Annotated in this window: 13 protein-coding genes; 10 read left to right on the top strand and 3 right to left on the bottom strand. The window is 39.2% G+C overall.

Features of this window, described 5'->3' with window-relative positions; all coding sequences use genetic code 11:
- On the bottom strand, window positions 1-744 hold the full coding sequence (locus C1A06_RS02035; protein WP_101688548.1) for a copper homeostasis protein CutC: 744 nt from the start codon (window positions 742-744) through the stop codon (window positions 1-3).
- Between the two features lie 4 nt (window positions 745-748).
- Window positions 749-1,594, bottom strand: coding sequence for a patatin-like phospholipase family protein (locus C1A06_RS02030; protein WP_101688547.1), 846 nt, complete (start codon window positions 1,592-1,594; stop codon window positions 749-751).
- A gap of 200 nt (window positions 1,595-1,794) precedes the next feature.
- Here C1A06_RS02030 and dpp5 point away from each other — a divergent pair, with 200 nt between their 5' ends.
- The 10 genes from dpp5 (at window position 1,795) to C1A06_RS01980 (ending at window position 11,408) form a co-directional block, all read left to right on the top strand.
- Complete coding sequence (gene dpp5, locus C1A06_RS02025) at window positions 1,795-3,888, top strand: dipeptidyl-peptidase Dpp5 (RefSeq protein ID WP_101688546.1); 2,094 nt, start codon at window positions 1,795-1,797, stop codon at window positions 3,886-3,888.
- A gap of 122 nt (window positions 3,889-4,010) precedes the next feature.
- Window positions 4,011-4,967: a DMT family transporter gene (locus C1A06_RS02020; RefSeq protein WP_101688545.1), complete on the top strand. Its 957-nt coding sequence runs from the start codon at window positions 4,011-4,013 to the stop codon at window positions 4,965-4,967.
- A gap of 50 nt (window positions 4,968-5,017) precedes the next feature.
- Window positions 5,018-5,527: a hypothetical protein gene (locus C1A06_RS02015; RefSeq protein ID WP_101688544.1), complete on the top strand. Its 510-nt coding sequence runs from the start codon at window positions 5,018-5,020 to the stop codon at window positions 5,525-5,527.
- Window positions 5,528-5,568: 41 nt separating this feature from the next.
- The gene (gene mnmA, locus C1A06_RS02010) at window positions 5,569-6,636 is read left to right on the top strand and encodes a tRNA 2-thiouridine(34) synthase MnmA (protein ID WP_101688543.1); all 1,068 of its coding nucleotides are present in this window, start codon (window positions 5,569-5,571) and stop codon (window positions 6,634-6,636) included.
- Window positions 6,637-6,670: 34 nt separating this feature from the next.
- Window positions 6,671-7,312 (top strand): trimeric intracellular cation channel family protein, encoded by a 642-nt coding sequence (locus C1A06_RS02005; RefSeq protein WP_101688542.1) that lies wholly within the window; start codon window positions 6,671-6,673, stop codon window positions 7,310-7,312.
- Window positions 7,313-7,324: 12 nt separating this feature from the next.
- The gene (locus C1A06_RS02000) at window positions 7,325-7,897 is read left to right on the top strand and encodes an NAD(P)H-dependent oxidoreductase (protein ID WP_101688541.1); all 573 of its coding nucleotides are present in this window, start codon (window positions 7,325-7,327) and stop codon (window positions 7,895-7,897) included.
- A gap of 58 nt (window positions 7,898-7,955) precedes the next feature.
- Window positions 7,956-8,609 carry a DUF1287 domain-containing protein gene (locus tag C1A06_RS01995; protein ID WP_101688540.1) on the top strand — a complete coding sequence of 218 codons (654 nt, stop codon included), beginning with the start codon at window positions 7,956-7,958 and terminating at the stop codon, window positions 8,607-8,609.
- Between the two features lie 127 nt (window positions 8,610-8,736).
- Window positions 8,737-9,369, top strand: a complete 633-nt coding sequence (locus C1A06_RS01990; protein ID WP_101688539.1) for a peroxiredoxin — start codon at window positions 8,737-8,739, stop codon at window positions 9,367-9,369.
- A gap of 157 nt (window positions 9,370-9,526) precedes the next feature.
- Entirely contained in the window at window positions 9,527-10,705 is a 1,179-nt protein-coding gene (locus C1A06_RS01985; protein ID WP_101688538.1) for a MalY/PatB family protein, read from the top strand.
- Window positions 10,706-10,826: 121 nt separating this feature from the next.
- Complete coding sequence (locus C1A06_RS01980; RefSeq protein ID WP_101688537.1) at window positions 10,827-11,408, top strand: FKBP-type peptidyl-prolyl cis-trans isomerase; 582 nt, start codon at window positions 10,827-10,829, stop codon at window positions 11,406-11,408.
- A 71-nt stretch (window positions 11,409-11,479) separates the two neighbouring features.
- On the opposite strand, the gene C1A06_RS01975 is transcribed toward C1A06_RS01980, so the two are convergent.
- Window positions 11,480-12,967: an NAD(P)H-hydrate dehydratase gene (locus tag C1A06_RS01975; RefSeq protein ID WP_101688536.1), complete on the bottom strand. Its 1,488-nt coding sequence runs from the start codon at window positions 12,965-12,967 to the stop codon at window positions 11,480-11,482.
- Window positions 12,968-13,006: the final 39 nt, after the last annotated feature.

Here is a 13,006-nt window from a genome sequence, read left to right as displayed (position 1 = left end):
TTAGGTCTTTATTTGATTGGCCAAAGTTATAACATTTTTCACTTTAGCCTCGTCTGTTTGCCATATTTCTTTTTCCGATTGCGGATCATTTATTGTATTGTTCCAATATTCCATCTTGGACGGATAACGGCTTCTGAATGATCCGTGAAATTCACTTAAGCCGGTTTTCGAGACTAACTCCTGAATATTGTCTTCAGTGATTCCTCCTCCCGGTTGAATAGATATCCTATCTTCTGATTTTTCTATCATTTTGCGAATAACATCTGCGCCCAGAAGAGCTGTCTCATATCCGCCCGAAGTTAGAATCCGATCGAATCCAGCCTCTATTACCGCATCCAGACTCCCGATAATATCGTTACACCGATCAATAGCACGATGAAAAGTAGTCTTCATCCCATAACTGTTAGCTATTTCCACAAGCTTACTGTTACGTTCGAAATCGACATTTCCCTGTCGATCCAAAATTCCGAATACAACTCCATCGCAACCCGCTTCACCACAAAAGCGAATATCACGTTCGATAATTTGATATTCAATATCATCGTATAAGAAATCACCGCCCCGAGGACGGATAATGACAAACAACTGAATATCCAGCTGTTTTCTAGCCTGAATAATTGTTCCTGCCGAAGGCGTTGTTCCGCCTTCACCCAGATTATCACACAACTCAACTCTGACTGCTCCTCCAACCTGAGCTGCCAAAGCCGATTTTAGCGAATTTGCACAAACTTCTAATGTAATCATATCTTTATCGTTTATATTGAGACATAAGCTGTTCTCCCATCTTGTATCCTTGATTATACAGTTTCAATAATTTAGCTGTATTCTTCTCAATACGATCTACCTCAACCGGCTCCTCCGGACGGATCACCAAAACGCGGCCTTCATCTTCCATCTTTTCTACCAAATCGAGTTGAGCATTGTATAATGTATTTCTCTCGGCATAGACTCTGCGGATTTCAGGATACTTTCGATACATAAACGGAGGAAGCTTCGCCTTTTTAGCTTCTTTACGATATCCTTTATTACGAGTCAATACCACTACATTTTTATCCCATCCTTGCGATATTGATCTTTCCAATGGAATTGAGTCTACTAACCCACCATCCAGCATCGGAATATTATCTACATATACAATCGGACAAACAATAGGCAAACTGCTCGATGCTTTTACAATATCAATTATTCGCTTGGGATCATTCTTTTCTTCAAAATAATTAGCTTCCCCGGTCAGACAATTTGTCGTTACCATCTCGAAACGACCTTCCGATCGGGCATAGGCATCGTAGTCGTATGGTAATATCTTCTCGGGAAACGTATGGAACAATAAATCATAGTCCATGATATTTCCTTTCAGAATCAATTGCTTGAATCCAATATATTTATATTTTTCCAACATGTCTATGTTGCTATATTTGGCTCGTCCACGTTGATTGGACATATACGACAATCCGTTGCAGGCTCCGGCCGAGACACCAACTACGTATGGAAATTTCAGCTTATTGTCCATGAAATAATCCAACACTCCACAGGTAAAAACTCCTCGCATACCTCCACCTTCTAACACCAGACCGTATTTTTCTGTATCTAACATTTATACTTTTTATTTCTCTATAAGAACTGATTGTATTAAGCAACTCATAATATTGATGCCAGCAAAGTTAACAATTTGATAAATAATACACCTACTTCAGACTGAATTAAACTACAAAGCTCTTAGAAACAGTTTAATCTAAAGGAATAAAGTTTAACTTTGTATATCAAATTTGAAAATATCAAATATTTTTAGTCAATATGAAATTTAAAACAGTTATGACCTTAGCTCTAGGAGCAACAATGCTTGCCTGTGGCACGAAAGAGAAGCCGGCAGAGGACGCAGCGCCACTGATTGGTAAGTCTTCTATTAAGATCGAAAACGGAATTATGACACCCGAAGCACTTTACAGCTTTGGCCGACTGTCTGATGTACAAATTTCGCCCGACAAATCACGTATTTTGTACGGAGTAACTTATGTGAGTGTTGAACAAAACAAAACTAATCGTGAACTATTCACAATGAATGTGGATGGATCGGACAAAGTACAGATCACTCAGACTCCGAAGAGCGAGAATAATGCTATATGGTTTAATGAAGGCAAAAAAATTGCATTCCTTAGCAGCGAAAACGGCTCATCCCAGATTTGGGAAATGAATCCGGATGGAACTAACCGCAAACAAATCAGCAACGTTGACGGAGGTATCAATGGTTTTATGTTTTCGCCTGACGAAACAAAAATCCTTTATATCAAAAATATAAAGTACGGCGAACGTACAGCAGACCGTTATCCTCAGCTGACAAAAGCTACCGGACTGATTATTGACGATTTGATGTATAAACATTGGGATACATGGATTGAAGAAATTCCTCATCCGTTTATCGCTAACTTCGACGAAAATACGCTTACTAATGATTTCGACATCCTTGAAGGCGAACCTTTTGAAAGCCCTATGTTGCCTTTCGGCGGAACCGAGCAATTTTCTTGGACTCCCGACGGGAAATCAATAGCATATACATCTCGCAAGAAAACTGGTAGAGCATATGCTGAATCAACAAATTCGGATATCTATCTTTACAATCTTGAGACCAAAGAAACTCGCAACCTTACTGAAGGTATGATGGGTTACGATATCAATCCTACTTTTTCGGCTGACGGAAAATACATGGCTTGGCAAAGTATGGAGCGTGACGGATACGAATCGGATAAAAATCGCCTATTCGTGATGAATATGGAAACTGGCGAAAAAACTTATCTGACTGAAAACTTTGATTACAATACTGACGCTATCACATGGAATACTGACAACAAAAGTTTGTATATCGTATCTTGCGTAGAAGCACGTACACATATTCATAAAGTGGATATTGCAACGAAAGAGATTAAAACAATCACTAAAGGTGATTTCGATTACGAATCTGTTGCTTTAGCTGGCGAAAACAAACTGATTGCAGTTCGTCACTCATTATCAAAACCTAACGAAATCTATGCAGTAGACGAAACCTCGGGCGAAGCTACCGAATTGAGTTTCGAGAATGAACATATCTTGTCTCAACTGACAATGGCTAATGTAGAAGCTCGTTGGATTCCAACTACCGATGGCAAGAAGATGCTTACTTGGGTAGTCTATCCGCCAAATTTCGATCCTGCGAAAAAATACCCGGCACTTCTATATTGCCAAGGAGGTCCTCAAAGCACTGTAAGCCAGTTCTGGTCTTATCGTTGGAATCCTCAAATTATGGCTGCAAATGGCTATATCATTGTAATGCCTAATCGTCATGGTGTACCAGGATTCGGACAAGAATGGAACGAACAAATCAGTGGCGACTATGGTGGTCAGAATATGAAAGACTATCTTGCAGCTATCGACGAATTGGCTAAAGAACCATTTGTTGACGAAAATCGTTTAGGATGTACAGGTGCAAGCTACGGAGGATTCTCGACATTCTGGTTGGCAGGAAATCACAACAAACGCTTCAAAGCATTCTTTGCACACGCAGGTATCTTCAATCTTGAAGCACAATACCTTGAAACTGAAGAAATGTGGTTTGCTAATTGGGATTTAGGTGGATCGTATTGGGATCGCAATAATAAAATTGCTCAACGTTCATACGCAAATTCTCCGCACTTATTCGTTGACAAATGGGATACACCAATCATGATCAGCCATGGTGAAAAAGACTTTCGCATTCTGGCTTCGCAAGGCATGATGGCGTTCAATGCTGCAAAACTTCGCGATATTCCGGCACGTCTTTTGATCTATCCTGACGAAAACCATTGGATTACTCAACCTCAGAATGGAGTTCTGTTCCAAAACGAATTCTTCCGTTGGTTCGATCAATGGTTGAAATAATAAAACCATACTAAGAGTTATTTTAGCTCTTATAAAACAGAAAAACAATGCCCTTTTTGTGCCGGTAGTAGTACTGGCCAAAACAGGGCATTAATTCATAAACAATCAGAAGAAAACTATAAGTGAAATTATCTCCAAAACAACAAGGCCACCTCATTATGCTGGTTGTGATGACTGTATTCGGATTGAATATACCCATCAACAAATATCTCTATGCTCACGAAATGATCACTCCTTTCGGAATGACTGCTTCGCGTATGGCTTTTGCAGCAGCAGCTTTTTGGCTTCTTTCTCTGACCATGCCCAAAGAAAAAGTGCAGAAAAAAGATCTATTGGTTCTGCTGATCGGGGGAATTTGTGGGATGCTGCTCAATCAAAGCTTATTTGCATACGGATTGGGACAAACATCGCCGGTAGATGCTTCTATCATAACTACAAGCAGCCCTTTGTTTGCAATGATTATCGCTGCAATTATTCTCGGTGAGCCGATTACATTCAAAAAAGCAGGCGGAGTTTTCCTTGGAGGATTAGGAGCTATTATCCTTGTCTATACAGCACACAATGTCAGTTCTTCACAAGCAAGCAGTATACAAGGCGACATAGCAATACTTAGTGCTCAGTTGTTCTACTCGTTCTATCTGGTTATTACCAGACCTCTTGCCGATAAGTATTCATCAATCACCATGATGAAATGGATGTTTCTCTTTGCCGCAATAGCAATCTTGCCATTGTGGGGAAAAGACATGATAGATTCTCCGGTTTATCATCAGACCGATTGGTTACCTCTTGCTTTCATGGCATTTGCACTGTTTGGAGCTACATTTTTCACTTACGTTATGATACCTCTTGCACAGCGACGTATACGTCCGACAACAATATCTATGTACAACAACTTGCAACCACTGATTGCATCTATTGTGGCAATTGCACTTATGGGCGAAAAATTTACAATAGAAAAATTGATTGCTGCAATCTTTATATTCGGTGGGGTTTACCTTGTTACGACAAGTAAGTCAAAAGCTGATTTAGAAGCAGAAAAGCAGGAATCAACTGATTCACAAATCGCAGAGAATAAATAAACCGAAAATAATATGTACTTTTGTAGTCGCGACAGAAACTATACACTGATATGAAGAAGCTCATCGGAATAATTACTTTTTTACTAATATCTCTTACATGCTCGGCCCAATTTATAGGAATCGGAGCACAGTATGCTGATGCTAAAGGCAAAGGAAATGCCATTCAGTTTGCAGCCAACATTTCATATCCTTACCTGCACAAAAAGAATTTTCTAAATACGTTCGTTTCAGGAGGGATCGATTATACGGGAGGAAGTTCGCCTGTATCGGGAATAAACATCAAACCTATACAGATCACATCATTCCTGAGCGAGTCACTTTTCAACAGAACTAAATTTACAGTCCTTTTAGGATGCGATGCCGGTTATATTTTCAATCACCGACACGGGAAAGACGGAGTTGTGATAACTCCGAATATATACTTTGACTATAAGTTTTTCTTCGTCAAAGCAGGTTATGACATGAACGTTTCGAAAGGGGAACGTCAGTTTTTTGTTCGCACTGGATTTAGCTTTGGATTAGGAGCAATTAAGTCATTCGCCAAAACAAAAATCTGGTAAGATTGTTATTGTATCAGAAAAGATCAGATTAATAAGATAAAATGAATATAGCAGCATTAGTTTCGGGAGGAGTCGACAGCTCGGTGGTAGTCCATCAGCTGAAAGAACAAGGTTATGATCCTACAATTTTCTATATCCGTATCGGAATGGAAGATAAAGATGGGTATATCGACTGCCCTGCCGAAGAAGATATTGAAATCACTTCGTATATAGCAAAGAAATACGGATGTAAATTCGAAATAGTATCCTTGCACGAAGAATATTGGGAAAACGTAGTCAGTTATACGGTAGAAGCTGTTCGCCGCGGTCTGACTCCTAATCCGGATATGATGTGTAATAAGATGATCAAATTCGGATGTTTCGAACAAAAATGGGGACACGAGTTCGACAAAATTGCAACCGGACACTATGCAACAACAACCGAAATAGATGGTAAAACTTGGCTTTCGACTGCCAAAGATCAGGTAAAAGATCAGACTTATTTCTTGGGGCAGATCAATAATATGCAAATATCAAAATTGATGTTCCCTATCGGAGGTTTGCTGAAAAGTGAAGTTCGTGCCATTGCGGCCGAACAAGGACTTCCTTCGGCAATGCGTAAAGACAGTCAGGGTATTTGCTTTCTGGGTAAAATCAACTATAACGATTTCATAGGTCGTTATCTGGGCGAAAAAGAAGGCTTGATTGTTGAGCTTGAGACAGGAAACATACTTGGTAAACACAAAGGATTCTGGTTTCACACAATCGGTCAGCGCAAAGGCTTAGGATTGAGTGGTGGCCCTTGGCATGTAATCAAAAAAGACACAAATCGTAATATAGTATACGTATCTAACGGATACGATCCTGAAACTCAGTACGGAAAAGTTGTAAATCTCGGAGCTTTTTCGTTTATTACAGAAGATATATGGGGCGACTTCGAAGGTAAAAAGGACATTACCTTCAAAATACGCCATACACCCGAATTCACACATGGTCAACTAGAAAAAATCGGCGACATTTATCGTATCCATTCGGAAGACAAGATACAGGGAATTGCAGCCGGACAATTTGGCGTGATCTACGACAGTGAGTCGAAACTCTGTATTGGTAGTGGCGAAATCATAAATTGATATAAAAGTCTAAATATCATCTGCATTAATTGTCATGAATCCTGATATTTTTTCATCAAGTTTTGAGCACGTTCAAATCACCTATATACTTGAGGCTCTAGGTACTGTAGCATTTGCTATAAGTGGGATACGACTAGCCTCAGCAAAAAGATTCGACTGGTTTGGTGCTATTGTAGTAGGTTTTGTCACAGCCGTTGGCGGGGGTACTACACGCGATATTCTGCTAGATCAAACTCCTTTTTGGATGCTATCAAGCCACTACATATGGTGTACACTAGTAGCCTTTATGATCGTTGCTTTCTTTCGTAAAATACTTGTCCATCTCAACAATACCATTTTCTGGTTTGATGCCATCGGGCTGGGATTATTTACAGTAGTAGGTTATGCAAAAACAATGGCGTTGGGTTATCCAGTATGGGTGGGTATATTTATGGCGACAATCACCGGTATTGTTGGAGGTATCATAAGGGATATCCTGATCAACGAGATTCCGATTATATTTACTCAGGAATTATATGCTATGGCATGTATTATAGGATGTCTGGTGTTTGCTTTCTGCCTATGGCTAGGAATCGATTTTATTCTAACTGAAATAATAGTCGTATTTGTTGTTATTGCTGTACGATTCATTGCAACAAAATATCATTTAAGTTTACCTACTTTGAAGGACGATTAGATGCATTAATCAATGAAAAAGGTACTGATCATAAACGGACATCCCGATAAAGAAAGTTTCTGCTTTGCTTTGCACAATGCATACAAAGAAGGTGCATTGAGCAAGGGCGACGAAGTACAGGAAATAATCTTGGCGGAAATGGATTTCAATCCAATATTACAGCATGGATACCGCAAAAGAACTGATCAGGAACCTGATTTAATTGATGCTTGGGAAAAGATACAATGGGCCGAACATATTGTTTGGATATACCCTACATGGTGGGCGGCTCCGCCAGCTTTGATGAAAGGATTTATCGAACGGGTATTCTTACCTGGATTTACATTCCAATATCAAGATAAATCGCCATTCCCAATAAAACTATTAAAAGGCAAAACATCCGAAATCATCAGTACAATGGATTCGCCCATATGGTACTACAAATGGATAGTAAAAGATATCGGCGGACATATGATACGCCAAAGTATTGGTGCATTCTGCGGCATTAAGAATATAAGAACAACTTATTTGGCCATTATCAAGAAATCAACTCCTGAACAAAGAGAAAAATGGATCAAAAAAGTTAAATATCTTGCAATGAAATAGTTCTATTTCTTTTTTCATCTTAACTTATACACAAATAACTGCATATACCGATTGACCCATGAAAAAGTATTGCCTATTATTATTCTTAATTTGTCTGACGACAACATCTTGTGCACAGAATCGGAAAGAAGATCAGAGCATTCAGGATCAGGTCGAAACAATTGGCGAGTACGCTCATATAGATACTTTTTTCATGAAACTATCGGATGCTGCGATCAGTATTATCGACCGAAGAATAATCTACGATCCGGCCTATGTCCGCATTCCTTATCCAAACGGAGATGTATCTCCCGACAGAGGTGTATGTACCGATGTAGTTATTCGTGCTTATCGCAAATTGGGGATCGATTTGCAAAAAGAATTGCACGAAGATATAAAAGTCAATTTCTCGAAATATCCGAACAAAAAGATGTGGGGATTGAATTCTCCGGATACCAACATTGACCATAGGCGAGTACCGAATCTGCAAGTATTTTTCAGCCAAAAGGGTCAAGAAAAACCAATCACGATGAATCCCGAGGATTATCTACCGGGCGATATTGTTACTTGGCTATTACCAAATGGCATGACACATATTGGTATCGTTGTAGCACAAAAATCGAAGTCTGATAAAAAGACTCCACTAATTGTTCACAACATAGGTGGAGGACAAGTTTTACAGAACTGTCTTTTTGCCTGGAAGATAACCGGTCACTATGCCTATCAAAAATAATCATAGATAAATTGCGTCTATACTCAATGAAATTTATCTATTTGACATGAACGTATTTAAAGGTTATTTTTGTATAAGAAAATTGAGATAAAAATTTCCAATATAAATAACTTAAAAACATTAAAACATGTCAGTATTAGTAGGTAAAAAAGCACCTGTATTCAACGCTGGTGCAGTAGTAAACGGTAACGAAATTGTAGAAAACTTTTCACTAGAACAATTCATCGGCAAAAAATATGTATTGTTCTTCTTCTATCCAGCAGACTTTACTTTCGTTTGTCCAACTGAATTGATCGCATTCCAAGAAAAAATCGCTGAATTCGAATCTCGTGATGTTGCTGTAGTAGCAGCTTCTACAGACTCAGCATTCGCTCACTGGAAATGGCTTCAAACTCCACAAAACGAAGGTGGTATCAAAGGTGTAAAATATCCGCTTGTAGCTGACCAAACTTTGATGATCTCAAAAGCGTTCGACGTACTAGCTGGTTCATTTGACTATAACGACGAAGGTGATGATATTTTCGTAGGAAACCCACAAGCATACCGCGGCCTATTCTTGATCGACAAAGAAGGTGTCGTTCGTCACCAAGTAGTAAACGATATGCCTCTAGGACGTAGCGTAGAAGAAGCTATCCGCGTAGTTGACGCTCTACAATTTGTAGAAGAGCACGGCGAAGTTTGTCCTGCAAACTGGAAAAAAGGAGAAAAAGCTCTAAAAGCAACTCAAGAAGGTATCTCTAGCTATCTTTCTGAAAAATAATAACAAGATACCCTTTCACTCATGAGAGTGTAGATTGATTAAGTATTCGAAGAGCCGTAGCTGAATTTAGCTACGGCTTTTTAGTATAAAAGACAACATTGCCTCTATTTATTTTTCGTAACTTTGACCCCACAATTTTCGTAAATTTCAAAACATCATGAAATATAACTTTGACCAGATTATCGATCGTAGCGGAACACAAGCTATAAAAGTTGAATCGCTGGAAATCAATTTCGGCAGAACAGATCTTATACCTATGTGGGTTGCTGATATGGATTTCAAATCGCCTCAGCCCATAATCGATGCTCTGCTCAAACGTGTAGAACATGGTATATTCGGCTATACAAAACCGTCTCAAGAATATTGCGACTCGATTGTCAATTGGCTGAAAAATCGTCACGATTGGCATATCCAACAAGAATGGGCCAACTTCATACCCGGAATAGTAAAAGGAATAGCTTTTGTTATCGATTGCTTTACACAGAAAGGTGATGGAATCGTTATACAACCGCCCGTATATCATCCATTCCGTATTACTACCGAACTACACAATAGACAAGTAGTAAATAATCCGCTGAAACTGGAGGCAGGAGAATACAAAATGGATTTGGAAGACTTAGAAAAGAAACTGGATTCAACATCGAAGGTTCTTGTTCTTTGCAACCCTCACAATCCCGGTGGAAGAGTCTGGACACGAGAAGAGTTAGTCAATTTGGCTGAAATATGTGACAAGCACAATATTCTTGTCATATCTGACGAAATACATTCCGATCTGGCATACGAGAACGATGGTCATAAACACATTCCATATGCATCGGTATCGGAAAAAGCTGCGCAACATAGTATCACATTTATGGCTCCCAGCAAAACATTCAACATTGCAGGAATAGTAAGTTCTTTTGCTGTAATTCCAAATGAAAGCATCAGACAAAAGTTCCATGCATACCTTGAAGCAAGTGAATTGCACCAAGGCCATATTTTTGCCTATACGGCAACCGAAGCTGCATATAATAAGTGTGGCGAATGGTTAGATGAAGCAAAACAATACATTTGGAACAACATTCAATTTGTAGACGATTATCTGAAAGAAAATATTCCACAGATAAAAGCAATGATACCGCAAGCTTCATTCTTGGTATGGCTCGACTGTCGTGAACTTGGGCTTACTCAGGAAGAGCTAAATCATCTCTTTGTTGATGATGCTAAATTAGCACTAAATAGCGGTACTACATACGGACCGGGAGGAGAAGGATTCATGCGTCTGAATGTGGGTTGCCCACGATCAATTATTGAAAAAGCATTAAACAATCTAAAAAAAGCGATTTCAAGTCGATAGATTTTCGTTTTGATTTGTTATATAATTTACGGCACAATAATTGCAAGTATAATAATAAAATAAATAAATACAGATTCTTACGAATCGATCATTAATAAACTAAAAAACCAAACCAACAAAAATGAAAATTTCAACTCATAAATTTGTATCGTTAACTTACGATTTGAACGTGGGCGAAGGCGAAGAGCGCGAATTGATGGAACGTGCAACAGCTGAGACTCCACTAGAGTTTATCTATGGAACAAACTCGATGCTAGCTGCATTCGAAAATAATCTTGCAGGATTGGGCGAAGGTGATGCATTCGCATTCACACTAACTCCAGAAGAGGCTTACGGCGAATACGACGACGAAAGCGTAGTTGATCTTCCACGCAACATCTTCGAAGTAGATGGCAAATTGAACGAAGACGTAGTTTTCGAAGGTAACACTGTACCTATGATGGATGCTAATGGCAACCGTTTGAATGGTTCGGTAGTAGCTGTTAAAGATGATGTAGTTACAATGGACTTCAATCACCCTCTAGCTGGCGAAACTCTACACTTCGAAGGAAAAGTATTGACAGTTAAAGAAGCATCTCCAGAAGAAATAGCAGCATTACTTGCACCTCAAGGTGGAGGTTGCGGTTGTGGCTCTAGCTGTGGTTGCGGTTCTGACGAAGAAGAAGGCGGTAGCTGCGGTTCAGGCTGTGGTTGCGGTTGCTAATCTGAGAACGATACAAAAAAATCGAATATATAAAAAGATTGGGTTTCGAAAGAAACTCAATCTTTTTTTGTTTATTGTTCAAACTGCTGAAAAGCTTTAGGTAAATAATCGATTATATCTTTACTATTCATTGCTTCTTGCCCCAAATCAGCAGCTGCAAGATCTCCCGCTAATCCATGTATGTATACTCCTACTTTTGCAGCATCCACAGAGTTATAACCTCTAGCAAGCAATCCTACTAATAAGCCGGTAAGTACATCACCGCTTCCTCCTTTAGCCATACCTGCATTACCCGTCGAATTGAACCAACAACTACCATCGGGGCAAAATATAGCTGTATATGCTCCTTTAACAATTACGATGGAATCAATCTCAGATGAGAAATTTTGTACTTTCTCAAATTTTTCCTGCTCACTACCCCACTCGCCTATCAATCGTCTCAGTTCGCCAACATGAGGAGTCAAGATTGAATCTTTAGGGATATATTTTCTAAGACTATCACTCGCTGCAATTATATTCAAAGCATCGGCATCAATAACCATTGGAACTTTTGCTGATTTCAGAAGTTTCTCTAAAGCACTGACTGTTTCGTCCAACTGGCCTATGCCACAACCTACTGCAATTGATGAATAATCCCCGATATTATAAGGAAAACGAGAGAAACAATCCCGATCATCGAAACTCAGCATTGCCGAAGGATAATTAGTCATTATACCTATTCTTTCCGAATATGGGATATGCGTTGTAACCAATCCGCAACCCGATCGAAGTGCCGAACCTGTTGCTAAAGTAGCTGCACCGCTCATATTTTTCGATCCACAGATCAGAAGAGTATGACCGAATTTATTTTTATAAGAGAATTTATCTCTTTTCGTCACTAATAAATATTTGATATATTCCTCATCACAGTAGAACAAATTACTATCTGCTTTAGCAATATAAGTTTCGCTCAAACCAATTGGAACAATACGCACTTCGCCACAAAATTGACCATAATCGGGCAATAGCATCGCTAGTTTAGGAAACTGAATAGTTAATGTATAATCAGCCCGAATCAGAGTATCTGTTTCTTGCTGCCATTCGGTACTCATGCCCGAAGGGAGATCAATAGAAATAACTGGATTCGAAATTTGATTAATTCTTCTGATGACAGATGCAGCAGGTTCATAAACTACTCCACGAATACCTGATCCGAAAATGGCATCGATTATTACAGCATCGTCTGCAACAACAAAATCGGGAGATAATAAACTCACTGCTGGAGGTAACCGATGAAGATTCTCCCTGCAATCTTCACTCAGAACATCTTCTTCGAATAGACAATAGACACTGCAATGATATCCTCTTTCGCATAAAATACGAGCCATAGCCAAACCATCGCCTCCATTGTTACCTTTCCCTATAATAATAAGTAATGGAGTTGATTTACGAACTACCTTCTCTAGCTCGTCGGATAATGCAATGGATGCTCGTTCCATCAAATCAATAGACGAAATTAGTTCGTTGGCAATGGTATATTGATCGGCTTCTCGGATTTGTTTTCCCGTCAAAATTTTCATAGTTCAGTTTTTTTAGGGATTCTTTATCGAACTAAAATA

It is taken from the genome of Dysgonomonas massiliensis, assembly GCF_900240225.1.
In the GTDB taxonomy this organism is placed as follows: Bacteria; Bacteroidota; Bacteroidia; order Bacteroidales; family Dysgonomonadaceae; genus Dysgonomonas; species Dysgonomonas massiliensis.
The sequence above is the reverse complement of the archived record's forward strand: the minus strand, read 5'-3'. Positions and strand labels throughout refer to the sequence as shown.

Coding starts and splice junctions, on each gene's coding strand:
- C1A06_RS01995 (WP_101688540.1), top strand. CDS start 7,956: ATGAAAAAGTATTGCCTATTATTATTCTTAATTTGTCTGACGACAACA.
- C1A06_RS01985 (WP_101688538.1), top strand. CDS start 9,527: ATGAAATATAACTTTGACCAGATTATCGATCGTAGCGGAACACAAGCT.
- mnmA (WP_101688543.1), top strand. CDS start 5,569: ATGAATATAGCAGCATTAGTTTCGGGAGGAGTCGACAGCTCGGTGGTA.
- C1A06_RS02035 (WP_101688548.1), bottom strand. CDS start 744: ATGATTACATTAGAAGTTTGTGCAAATTCGCTAAAATCGGCTTTGGCA.
- C1A06_RS02030 (WP_101688547.1), bottom strand. CDS start 1,594: ATGTTAGATACAGAAAAATACGGTCTGGTGTTAGAAGGTGGAGGTATG.
- C1A06_RS01975 (WP_101688536.1), bottom strand. CDS start 12,967: ATGAAAATTTTGACGGGAAAACAAATCCGAGAAGCCGATCAATATACC.
- dpp5 (WP_101688546.1), top strand. CDS start 1,795: ATGAAATTTAAAACAGTTATGACCTTAGCTCTAGGAGCAACAATGCTT.
- C1A06_RS01980 (WP_101688537.1), top strand. CDS start 10,827: ATGAAAATTTCAACTCATAAATTTGTATCGTTAACTTACGATTTGAAC.
- C1A06_RS01990 (WP_101688539.1), top strand. CDS start 8,737: ATGTCAGTATTAGTAGGTAAAAAAGCACCTGTATTCAACGCTGGTGCA.
- C1A06_RS02000 (WP_101688541.1), top strand. CDS start 7,325: ATGAAAAAGGTACTGATCATAAACGGACATCCCGATAAAGAAAGTTTC.
- C1A06_RS02005 (WP_101688542.1), top strand. CDS start 6,671: ATGAATCCTGATATTTTTTCATCAAGTTTTGAGCACGTTCAAATCACC.
- C1A06_RS02015 (WP_101688544.1), top strand. CDS start 5,018: ATGAAGAAGCTCATCGGAATAATTACTTTTTTACTAATATCTCTTACA.